At 60.4% G+C, this 11,762-nt stretch carries 7 protein-coding genes and 1 other RNA gene; all 8 read left to right on the forward strand.

Translation table 11 applies throughout. The features are described 5' to 3' along the window. Window positions 1-2: 2 nt before the first annotated feature. The 8 genes from smc (at window position 3) to ATI14_RS15685 (ending at window position 11,641) form a co-directional block, all read left to right on the forward strand. Window positions 3-3,491: a chromosome segregation protein SMC gene (smc, locus tag ATI14_RS15650; protein ID WP_016973191.1), complete on the forward strand. Its 3,489-nt coding sequence runs from the start codon at window positions 3-5 to the stop codon at window positions 3,489-3,491. Between the two features lie 259 nt (window positions 3,492-3,750). Then, window positions 3,751-4,617 carry a cell division protein ZipA gene (gene zipA, locus ATI14_RS15655; protein WP_016973190.1) on the forward strand — a complete coding sequence of 289 codons (867 nt, stop codon included), beginning with the start codon at window positions 3,751-3,753 and terminating at the stop codon, window positions 4,615-4,617. A gap of 88 nt (window positions 4,618-4,705) precedes the next feature. Continuing rightward, window positions 4,706-7,063, forward strand: coding sequence for an NAD-dependent DNA ligase LigA (gene ligA / locus ATI14_RS15660; RefSeq protein ID WP_016973189.1), 2,358 nt, complete (start codon window positions 4,706-4,708; stop codon window positions 7,061-7,063). Between the two features lie 115 nt (window positions 7,064-7,178). Further along, entirely contained in the window at window positions 7,179-8,345 is a 1,167-nt protein-coding gene (locus ATI14_RS15665; protein WP_080519953.1) for a zinc-binding metallopeptidase family protein, read from the forward strand. A 238-nt stretch (window positions 8,346-8,583) separates the two neighbouring features. Further along, window positions 8,584-8,680, forward strand: an RNA gene (ffs, locus tag ATI14_RS15670) — signal recognition particle sRNA small type. Between the two features lie 202 nt (window positions 8,681-8,882). After that, window positions 8,883-9,815, forward strand: coding sequence for an N-acetylmuramidase family protein (locus tag ATI14_RS15675; RefSeq protein WP_016973188.1), 933 nt, complete (start codon window positions 8,883-8,885; stop codon window positions 9,813-9,815). A gap of 187 nt (window positions 9,816-10,002) precedes the next feature. After that, window positions 10,003-11,049, forward strand: coding sequence for an N-acetylmuramidase family protein (locus ATI14_RS15680; protein ID WP_016973187.1), 1,047 nt, complete (start codon window positions 10,003-10,005; stop codon window positions 11,047-11,049). A gap of 1 nt (window position 11,050) precedes the next feature. Beyond that, a complete protein-coding gene (locus ATI14_RS15685) occupies window positions 11,051-11,641 on the forward strand; it encodes an SH3 domain-containing protein (RefSeq protein WP_016973186.1) in 591 nt (196 codons plus the stop codon). Window positions 11,642-11,762 lie beyond the last annotated feature (121 nt).

The raw sequence follows: 11,762 nt of genomic DNA on the forward strand, positions 1-11,762 counted from the left end.
GCGTGCGGCTCAAGTGCATCAAACTGGCGGGGTTCAAATCCTTCGTCGACCCGACCACGGTGAACTTCCCCAGTAATATGGCGGCGGTGGTCGGGCCCAATGGTTGCGGCAAGTCGAACATCATCGACGCCGTGCGCTGGGTGATGGGCGAGAGCTCGGCGAAAAACCTGCGCGGCGAGTCGATGACCGACGTCATCTTCAACGGCTCCACCAGCCGCAAACCGGTGAGCCAGGCTAGCATCGAACTGGTGTTCGATAACTCCGATGGCACCTTGATTGGTGAGTACGCCGCCTACGCGGAAATTTCCATTCGCCGCAAAGTGACCCGCGACAGCCAGAACAGCTATTTCCTCAACGGCACCAAATGCCGTCGCCGCGACATTACCGACATCTTCCTCGGCACCGGCCTGGGCCCGCGCAGCTACTCGATCATCGAGCAAGGCATGATCTCCAAGCTGATCGAAGCCAAGCCTGAAGACCTGCGCAACTTTATTGAAGAGGCGGCCGGCATCTCCAAGTACAAGGAGCGGCGCCGCGAAACTGAAAACCGCATCCGTCGCACCCATGAAAACCTCGCCCGCCTCACCGACTTGCGCGAAGAACTGGAGCGCCAGTTGGAACGCCTGCACCGCCAGGCCCAGGCCGCCGAGAAGTATCAGGAATACAAGGGCGAGGAGCGTCAGCTCAAGGCGCAGCTCTCGGCCCTGCGCTGGCAGGCGCTGAACGATCAGGTGGGCCAGCGCGAAGCGATCATCGGCACCCAGGAAATCAGCTTTGAAGCGCTGGTGGCCGAGCAGCGCAATGCCGACGCCAGCATCGAACGCCTGCGTGACGGGCACCATGACCTGTCCGAGCGCTTCAATCTGGTGCAGGGCCGCTTCTATTCGGTGGGCGGCGACATTGCCCGCGTCGAGCAAAGCATCCAGCATGGCCAGCAACGCCTGCGCCAGTTGCAGGATGATTTGAAGGAAGCCGAACGCGCGCGTCTGGAGACCGAATCCCACCTGGGCCACGACCGCACTTTGCTGCTGACCCTCGGCGAAGAGCTGGACATGCTCACGCCCGAGCAGGAAGTCACCAGCGCCGCCGCCGAAGAAGCCGCCGCCGCCCTGGAAGAATCCGAAACCACCATGCACGGCTGGCAGGAGCAGTGGGACGCCTTCAACCTGCAATCCGCCGAGCCACGCCGCCAGGCCGAGGTGCAGCAGTCGCGCATCCAGCAACTGGAAACCAGCATGGAGCGCCTGGCCGAGCGCCAGCGCCGGATGCAGGAAGAGCGCGCGTTGCTCGCTGCCGACCCGGAAGATGCGGCAATCATGGAACTGAGCGAGCAACTGGCCGAAAGCGAAATGACGCTGGAAGAGCTGGAAGCCAGCGAAGAACAACAAGTGGAGCGCCTGGAGCAACTGCGTCAGCAACTGCAACAGGCGACCCAGGCCCAGCAGCAGGCCCAGGGCGATTTGCAGCGGCTCAATGGCCGGCTCGCATCGCTGGAAGCCTTGCAGCAGGCGGCGTTGGACCCCGGCACCGGCACGGCTGAGTGGTTGCGTGATCAGCACTTGGCCGAGCGCCCGCGTCTGGCGGAAGGGTTGAAAGTTGAAGCCGGTTGGGAGCTGGCGGTTGAGACCGTTTTAGGCGCCGACCTGCAAGCGGTGCTGGTGGATGATTTTGGCGGCTTTGACCTGGCCGGTTTTGCCCAGGGCGATTTGCGTTTGCTCAGCCCCGCCGCTGATGGCGCGCGGGTGCCGGGCAGCCTGCTGGACAAGGTTGAGTCGGCCATTGATCTGTCGCCTTGGCTGGGCCAGGTCAAGCCGGTTGAATCCCTTGAGCAAGCCTTGGCCCAGCGCGGCCAGCTGGGTGCCGGCGAAAGCCTGATCAGCCGCGACGGCTATTGGGTCGGCCGTCACTTCCTGCGCGTGCGCCGCGCCAGTGACGCCGAAAGCGGCGTGTTGGCTCGCGGCCAGGAGATAGTCAACCTGATCGCCGAGCGCGAAGAGCGCGAAGCCACGCTGGAAAGCCTGGAAACCGAACTGCAAACCCTGCGCGCCACCCAGCGCCAGCAAGAGACCGGCCGCGAACACTTGCGCCGCCTGTTGCAGGACGAAGCGCGTCAGCAAGGCGAACTGAAAGCCCAGCTTTCCGCCAGCAAGGCCAAGGTCGAGCAGTTGACCCTGCGCCGCACCCGTCTCGATGAGGAAGTGGCGGAGATGGGCGAGCAACGCGCCCTCGAACACGAACAAATCGGCGAAGCGCGTCTGCAACTGCAGGAGGCCCTCGACAGCATGGCGCTGGACACCGAACAGCGCGAATTGCTGCTGGCCCAGCGCGACAGCCTGCGCGAACGCCTTGACCGCGTGCGTCAGGAAGCCCGTCAGCACAAGGATCATGCTCATCAGTTGGCCGTGCGCCTGGGTTCGCTCAAGGCTCAGCACGCGTCCACGGCCCAGGCCCTTGAGCGCCTGGAGATGCAGTCCGAACGCCTCACCGAAAAGCGCGAGCAACTGAGCCTCAACCTCGAGGAGGGCGAAGCGCCGCTGGAAGAGTTGCGCCTCAAGCTCGAGGAATTGCTCGACAAGCGCATGACCGTCGACGAAGAACTCAAGACCGCGCAAATCGCCCTGGAAGACGCCGACCGCGAACTGCGCGACGCCGAAAAACGCCGGACCCAGGCTGAGCAGCAATCCCAGCTGATTCGCGGCCAGCTCGAACAGCAGCGCATGGAATGGCAAGCCCTGACCGTGCGGCGCAAGACCCTGCAAGACCAGTTGCTCGAAGACGGCTACGACTTGCACGGCGTGCTCAATACCCTGACCGCCCAGGCCAGCGAGAAAGAAGCCGAAGAAGAACTTGAGCGCATTGCTGCACGCATTCAGCGCCTCGGCGCGATCAACCTCGCGGCCATCGACGAATACCAGCAACAGTCCGAGCGCAAACGTTATCTGGATGCCCAGGACGCCGACCTCGTGGAAGCCCTGGACACCCTGGAAAACGTGATCCGCAAGATCGACAAGGAAACCCGTAATCGTTTCAAAGATACCTTTGATCAGATTAATGGCGGTTTACAGGCCTTATTCCCGAAAGTTTTCGGTGGAGGCAGCGCTTACTTGGAACTGACGGGCGAAGATCTACTCGATACAGGGGTAACGATCATGGCGCGGCCTCCGGGCAAGAAGAACAGCACCATCCATTTGTTGTCCGGTGGCGAGAAGGCACTGACCGCATTGGCCCTGGTATTTGCCATCTTCAAGTTGAACCCGGCGCCGTTCTGCATGCTCGACGAAGTTGACGCCCCGCTGGATGACGCTAACGTTGGACGGTACGCGCGGCTGGTTAAAGAGATGTCCCAGACCGTGCAGTTCATCTATATCACCCACAACAAGATCGCCATGGAAATGGCCGATCAACTGATGGGTGTGACGATGCACGAACCGGGTTGTTCGCGCTTGGTGGCGGTGGATGTGGAAGAAGCGATGGCGATGGTGGAATCCTGACCCGGGCTTTGAAAGAGAATTTTCGGCAGGATGTAAGGTGATGGACCCGGCTGTGAAATATGGCAAATGGACATATTTGTTCAAGGCATTTTGACAGACGGTGTAAAGTTATCTTTGGTCGTGCTAGTTTAATGTCAAATTTTCGTATGCGTGGGCAAAACGTCAGTCAGAACATAGAGTTGGCGCCACGTTTTAAAGCGGTTTGGATGTTGCTAAACCCCTTATTTTTCAGCATTTTTTATTAGAGGCACGGGATTACATGGAAATCGGTCTGCGCGAGTGGCTGATCGTCATCGGCATTATTGTCATTGCCGGTATTCTTTTTGATGGCTGGCGCCGCATGCGCGGTGGCAAGGGCAAGCTCAAATTCCGTCTGGACCGTAACCTGTCCAACTTGCCAGACGACGACGGCAGCGCCGAGCTGCTGGGGCCGCCCCGTGTGCTGGACACCCATAAAGAGCCGCAACTGGACGAACACGACTTGCCGTCCATGAGCGCGCCGGTGCGCGAAGCCCGTGAACCGTCTTCCAAGCGTGGCAAGCGCAACAGCGCACCGGTTGCCGAACCGCACCAGGGCGACCTGAACCTGGACGTGGATGATGGCCCGAGCTTCAGCAGCCGTGATGACGACTTCCCTGACGAAACCCCGGCCAAAAGCAGTGCGCCACGCCAATCGGTCAATGATCAGCCGGCCGCCGAAGAGGTGCTGGTAATCAGCGTGATCTGCCGTGACGCCGCCGGCTTCAAGGGCCCGGCGCTGTTGCAGAACATTCTGGAAAGCGGCCTGCGTTTCGGCGAAATGGATATTTTCCACCGTCACGAAAGCATGGCGGGCAACGGCGAAGTGCTGTTCTCCATGGCCAACGCGGTCAAACCGGGCACGTTCGACCTGGACGATATCGACCTGTTCAGCACGCCGGCCGTGAGTTTCTTCCTCGGCCTGCCGGGCCCGCGTCACCCGAAACAAGCGTTCGACGTGATGGTGGCCGCCGCCCGCAAGCTGTCCCAGGAGTTGAATGGCGAGTTGAAGGACGATCAACGCAGCGTCCTGACGGCCCAGACCATCGAGCATTACCGTCAGCGCATCGTCGAGTTCGAGCGTCGCGCCCTGACACAAAAACGCTGAGGATTGCTCCTCGGCGTTGTCGGATAGAATAAGCGCACTAACATATTGAGCAGCTTCGGCTGCTCTTTTGCTTTCTGAGAGAACACCCATGACCGCCGCCCACACCCGCATCCTCGAACTGCGCGCTGAACTGGATCAGCACAACTACCGTTACCACGTCCTCGACGAGCCGAGCATTCCGGACGCCGAGTACGACCGGCTGTATCACGAGCTCAAGGCTCTTGAGGCCGAGCACCCGGAGTTGGTGACGCGGGATTCGCCGACGCAGCGGGTCGGCAGTGCGGCGCTGTCGGCGTTCACCCAGGTCAAGCACGCCATTCCGATGCTCAGCCTCGGCAACGCGTTTGATGAAACCACCCTGCTGGAGTTCGATCGGCGCGTTACTGAAGGCCTCGACCTGCCGGTGGGCGACCTGTTTGGCGGCGGCGCGGCGGTGGAGTACAGCTGTGAACCCAAACTGGATGGCCTGGCGGTCAGCCTGTTATATGAAAATGGCGAGCTGACACGCGGCGCCACCCGTGGCGACGGCACCACCGGCGAAGACATCAGCGTCAACGTGCGCACCGTGCGCAATATCCCGCTGAAGCTGCACAGCAGCGGCTGGCCGGCGACCCTGGAAGTGCGTGGCGAAGTGTTCATGTCCAAGGCCGGTTTCGAGCGCCTGAACGCCTCGCAGTTGGAAGTCGGTGGCAAGACCTTCGCCAACCCGCGCAACGCCGCTGCCGGCAGCCTGCGCCAGCTGGACTCGAAAATCACCGCCAGCCGCCCGCTGGAATTCTGTTGCTATGGCGTGACCACCGATATCAGCGACACCCACATCGGTAACCTGCAGCAGCTCAAGAAGTGGGGCATGCCCATCAGCCACGAGCTGAAGCTGGCCAAGGGTATTCAGGATTGCCTGGACTACTACCGCGATATCGGCGAGCGGCGCAACAGCCTGCCATACGAGATTGACGGCGTGGTGTTCAAGGTCAACAGCATTGCGTCCCAGCGGGAACTGGGCTTCCGCGCCCGCGAACCGCGCTGGGCCATTGCACATAAATTCCCGGCCATGGAAGAGCTGACCGAGTTGCTCGACGTCGAATTCCAGGTCGGCCGTACCGGCGCCGTGACGCCGGTGGCACGCTTGAAACCGGTGAAGGTGGCGGGTGTGACCGTGTCCAACGCCACGCTGCACAACATGGACGAAGTGGCGCGCCTGGGCTTGATGATTGGCGATACGGTGATCATCCGCCGCGCCGGTGATGTGATTCCGCAGGTGGTGTCGGTGGTGCCTGAGCGCCGCCCGGAAAACGCCCGCGCGGTGCAGATCCCCGAAAGCTGTCCGGTATGCGGCTCTCACGTGGAGCGCACGCAATTGGTCAAGCGCAGCAAGGGCAAGGAAACCGTCAGCGAGGGCGCGGTGTACCGCTGCGTCGGGCGCCTGGCCTGTGGTGCGCAGCTCAAGCAGGCGATCATTCACTTCGTCTCGCGCCGCGCCATGGACATTGACGGGCTGGGCGACAAGACCATCGAGCAACTGGTGGATGAAAAACTCATCGGCTCGCCGGCGGATCTGTACAAACTCAGGTATGAGCAGATTATCGACCTGGAAGGCTTTGCCGATATTTCCAGCAAGAAGCTGATCACCGCCATCGAAAACAGCAAGTCGCCGACGTTGGCTCGGTTTATCTACGCCTTGGGCATTCCGGATGTGGGCGAGGAGACGGCCAAGGTGCTGGCACGTTCGCTGGCCTCCCTGGAGCGCGTGCAGAAGGCCTTGCCCGAAGTGTTGACCTACCTGCCGGACGTGGGCCTGGAAGTGGCGCACGAGATTCACAGCTTTTTTGAAGACAGCCACAACCGCGACGTAATCGGCGCGCTGTTGTCGCCGGACGAGTGCGCGCTGCAATTGCAGGATCAGGGCGAATTGAGTGCCGAGTTTGCCGCCAGCACCACGCTGGGCGGTTTGCTCGACAAGCTGCATGTGCCGAGCGTCGGCCCGGGCGCTGCGCAAAAACTGGCGGACAAGTTCATCACCCTGGAAGGCGTGATCAGAGCCGACTGGCTGGACATGCGCCAGGCGCTGCCCGAGAAGCAGGCCAAGGCCGTGCGCGAGTTTTTCGATAACCCTGACAATGCGAGCCACGCGCTGGCCATCGAGCAGCAGCTCAAAGACTTCGGCATGCACTGGCAGAGCGAGAAGAAGGTCGTGGAAGGCTTGCCGGAAGCGGGCCATACCTGGGTGCTGACCGGCTCCCTTGAGCTGATGAGCCGCGACGTGGCCAAGGACAAGCTCGAAAGCCTCGGCGCCAAGGTGGCGGGTTCCGTTTCGGCGAAAACTCACTGTGTGGTGGCGGGGCCGGGCGCCGGCTCCAAACTGGCCAAGGCCACCGAGCTGGGCTTGAAGGTGCTCGACGAAGAAGCTTTCGTCGCCTTCCTGGCCAGGCACAACATCACCGTCTGACCCGCTACTGTGGCGAGGGAGCTTGCTCCCGCCGGGCTGCGCAGCAGCCCCATCAGGAAAATGAACGATCTCTTCCGGACGATGATCTAGTCTCTGTCACCTGGGAGAGACCGTCATGTTCCGCTATTTCGAGCAGCTCAGTTCACGCATCGCCGCGCCGTTCACGGCGGGTTCGTCGCGCAACAGCAAAGTGTGGCAGTGCCGCTGCGGGCAATCGCTGTTCTTTCGCAACAGCCAGTGCCTGGCGTGCTCGGCGCTGCTGGGTTACCAGCCGCAACAAAGTCGTTTGTCTTCGCTGCAACCCGGCCCGGTCGTCGACACCTGGCTGCAGGATGACAACCTCGACGCCGGCGCCTTCCGGCGTTGCGCCAACCTCAACACTCCGGCGGCTTGTAACTGGCTGATTCCGGCCCACAGCACCGCGCCATTGTGCGTGGCGTGCAGCCTGAATCGCACCATTCCTGACCTGTCGATTCCGGAAAACCCCGAGCGCTGGCGCAAGGTGGAAACCGCCAAGCGTCGTCTGGTGGCCCAGTTGATCAGCCTTGGCCTGCGCGTGGTGCCTAAAAGCGTCGACGAGGAAAACGGCCTCGCGTTCGACTTCGTCGGCATCGACCTGGACGGCAACGCGCCCATGACAGGCCACGCCAATGGCTTGATTACCCTGGATATCAAGGAAGCCGACGACGCCCACCGCGAAAAGGTCCGCGTGCAGATGCGCGAGCCGTATCGCACCCTGCTCGGGCATTTTCGCCATGAGGTCGGGCATTACTATTGGGATCGCCTTATCGCCAACACCCATTGGATCGAGCCGTTTCGCAACCTGTTCGGCGATGAACGTGCCAGTTACGCCGACGCGCTCGACCAGCATTACCGCAACGGACCGCGTCCTGAGTGGCAACACACCTGCGTCAGCGCCTATGCCACCATGCACCCGTGGGAAGACTGGGCGGAAACCTGGGCGCATTACCTGCACATGATGGACGCCGTCGACACGGCCCTCGGCTTCGGCATGAGCGCCCGCGAAATGGATCTGGACTACCAACCGTTCCCGCTCACCACCCTTTACGACCCCGAACACCCCGGCGGCGCGGCGTTTCTGTCATTCGTCAACGCCTGGATCGAACTGGCGGGCATGCTCAATGAACTGTCGCGCAGTATGGGGCAGCCGGATTTTTATCCCTTCGTGTTGCCGCCGGCGGTGATCGCCAAGCTGCACTTCATTCACCTGGTGATCCAGGAAGAGGGCGGCCGGGCGGATGAGGCAGTGCAGGCGCACTAACCTGCTTTGTGTGGGAGCCGGGCTTGCCCGCGATAGTATCAGCGCGATACCGCTGACACACCGCGTTGCCTGCATCGCGGGCAAGCCCGGCTCCCAGAGGGGGGCGGTGCGGGTTAGGGGCCGCGGGCAAGTGCTTGAACCATCGAATGTTTTTAATCCGGAACCAACAGTTGTAACTTCCGATGAGATCGGTACAATGGCGCGGCTTGCCGAGAGGCAGGCGTCGTTATGGTGACCCCATCGGTCCCCCCGCAACGATTACCCGTGAACCTGGTCAGAGCCGGAAGGCAGCAGCCACAGCGGGAACATTGTGTGCCGGGGTGTGGCTGGTGGGGTTGCCTCCATAACGCTCTTCCTCGCTGTAACCCTGCATTTCAAATCAAAAAACCACTTTTCAGTCACCTGCCCATGTTTATGGCGCGGTCGATGACGGCTGGACAACCTCACGCCGCCTGCTAGCGTCAATGATGCAAACGACCCCAGTGCTGGAGTAGTGAAGAAGTGATGGCACTCAATCCCTGATTAAGGATGATTGCCATGCCCAGCCCCCAGGATTTACCCCTTTCCATCAAGACTTCCGTCGGCACCCCTGGCAAGGCGGTCAATGAGCCTGCCGATGTCCGAAACATCCAGCGCCTGTTCAATCTGATCAAGTCAACGTCCGAATTGCCCTTGGTCGAGGACGGCAAGTCCGGCCCCAAACTGATGCAGCGCATCACGGATTATCAAGTGAGCCGCCTGAAAGCCACCAAACCTGACGGGATCATTGACCCCGCCGGACGGACTTTCAATAGCCTGCTCGATGAGGCGCGCAAGGCAGCTCAAGCCCCCGGCTCGGACAAGCAACACCTGGTGACCAAGGCCACCTGCGACGGCAACGTGACATTGACCGACGCTGATTTCCAGAACGCCGCCGCTCAATTGGGCAACGGCATTGCGGTGAACATCATCAAGGCCTTCGCCATTGTGGAATCCGGCGGGCGTTCCGGGTTCAGCCCGGCATTGATGCCGGTCGTGGCCTATGAAGGGCACATTTTCCGCAAGTACACCCAGCAAAAATACGACAAGGCTTACCCCTTTTTGTCCTACCCCTACCTGGAAAAGGCCGGCCCGCAATGGCGTGCCAATAACAAGGACCAGGCCACGGCCTGGAAAACCATGCTGGCGGCATTCAACCTCGACCCTGAGGCTGCCTTGATGTCGGCGTCCTACGGCATGTTTCAAATCATGGGCTTCAACTTCGCAGCCTGCGGGTACAAGAACGTGTTCGATTTTGTGGCCGCGTTGAAGCTCAATGCCGGGCAGCAATTGAAGGCGTTCGTGGGTTTTTGCAGCAAGAACCCGGCGTTGATCAAGGCCATGAAGACCAAGGATTATGTGGGCATGGCCCGCAACTACAACGGCAAGGACTTTGGCGACTACGACAAGCGAATCCAGAAAACCTATGAAGCACTGGAGAAGAAAAAGTAGCCCAACAACACCGTTTCCAGGTTAAGTGCACGGCGCATTGATAGCTGTCTCACAGCAATCAATGCGCCTACTGGACAACCCAAAACCAACTTGTTAGCGTGCGCCAGCCACTTGTTTCAGAGTGTGACAACAGTAATAAGTTGATATTGAAGTGCTATCACTTCTTTAACTAACAGGGATGTCTGTCATGAAAAGCCTGCAAGGGTTGCCCCGTCTTATCAGTGCTTCCGTCGGCGCTCCGGGTAAAGCGCGCAACTTGCCCGCCGATGTTCAGTGCATCCAGTATTTATTTAATTTGATCATTCCCAAGATGGGCTTTCCGCTGGCTGAAAACGGCAAGTGCGATGGCCAGTTGGTGCAGTGCATCAGTCAATATCAGTTCCGTCACCTCAAGTACGCGCACCCCGATGGTGTGATCGATCCGACGGGCCGTACCTTCAACAGCCTGATCGAAGAAGCGGTGAAGGTGCCGGTAAAGGCCTTTCCGACGATGCGCATTCCGAGCTTTCTGAACGTGTTCGGCAATAACAATGGCGACGCGGTGCAGGCTACGGTGAATGTGTATCTGGACCGCATGCGCGCGATGGTCGAGGCCGAGCGGCGCAACCGCCAGCTGATGCTGCAGGCCACGTGCGACGGGGGCATGACCCTCACCGACACCGACTTCCAGAATGCCGCCACGCAGTTGGGCAGCGGCATTTCGGTGAACATCATCAAGGCCTTCGCCACCGTGGAATCCGGCGGGCGCTCGGGTTTTGGCCCGGCCAAACTGCCGGTGATCGCCTTTGAAGGGCACCTGTTTCGCAAGTACACCAAGCACATCTACGACCAGGCGCACCCGCTGCTGTCCTACCCCTACGTGAAGAAAGCCGGGCCGCAGTGGCAGGCCAATAACAAGGACCAGACCAAAGCCTGGGAAACCATGGCCACGGCCTTTGCCCTGGACCAGGAGGCGGCATTGATGTCGGCCTCCTGGGGCATGTTTCAGATCATGGGGTTCAACTTTACGTCGTGCGGTTACAAAACCGTGTTTGAGTTTGCCGCCGCCTTAAAGGTTAATGCCGGCAATCAACTTAAGGCTTTTATCGGTTTTTGCAGCCAAAGCCCGGCTTTGATTAAAGCCATGAAAGATAAAGATTATGTCGCCATGGCGCGCAACTATAACGGCAAGGATTACGGCGACTATGACAACCGAATCAAAAAGGCCTACGAGGCACTTGAAGGGAAAAAATAAGATGATGCGTTTTCTGGCAGTGGGTGTCTTGTCGTTGTGCGCGGTTGCACCGGCCTTCGCAGGCGAAACAGCGTTGCATTCGGGCAAGTACGAAGGCTTGATGCTGGCAGTGACGCCGCAGCATCAGGTTGAAGGTTATTACGCGGAGGAACTGGGCGAGGGCGTGACCCGCAGCTGCGCCTTCTACCTGCAAGGCGAGCCGCAAGCGCTGACGACCTGGCTGGATGAGTCTTACCCCGGCAGCGTGGCGCCTTCGTCCGATGGCGTGACACTGACCGTGGAGCAGGGCCGTCAGCACCCCGGCTGCATGAGTGTGCTGATGCCGGAAATCGCCACGGGCCTTGAGCTGACCCAGACCGCCAAGGCGCAATGGATTGGCCTGGTCACGGTCTCGGCCGACAAGGCCTACTTGCTGACAGAGCCTGGCGCCGATGCGGCCAAGCGTCCGTATATCGTCAAGGATGACGTGGTGGGCGTACTGGCCTACAAGGATGGCTGGGCGCAGGTTGAGTTCACCAACGCCAAGGATCATACGTATACCGGCTGGATCAGCCAGGACCAATATGCACACCTGGTTGCGCCGAAAGGCTGAGGTGAGCGACAACGCCTTTCCAGGTGTGGGAGCGGGCTTGCTCGCGAAAGCGGTGTATCAGCCAAGGCTTATGTCGACTGACACTCCATATTCGCGAGCAAGCCCGCTCCCATAGTTTCGA

The organism is Pseudomonas tolaasii NCPPB 2192 (assembly GCF_002813445.1).
GTDB lineage: Bacteria > Pseudomonadota > Gammaproteobacteria > Pseudomonadales > Pseudomonadaceae > Aquipseudomonas > Aquipseudomonas tolaasii.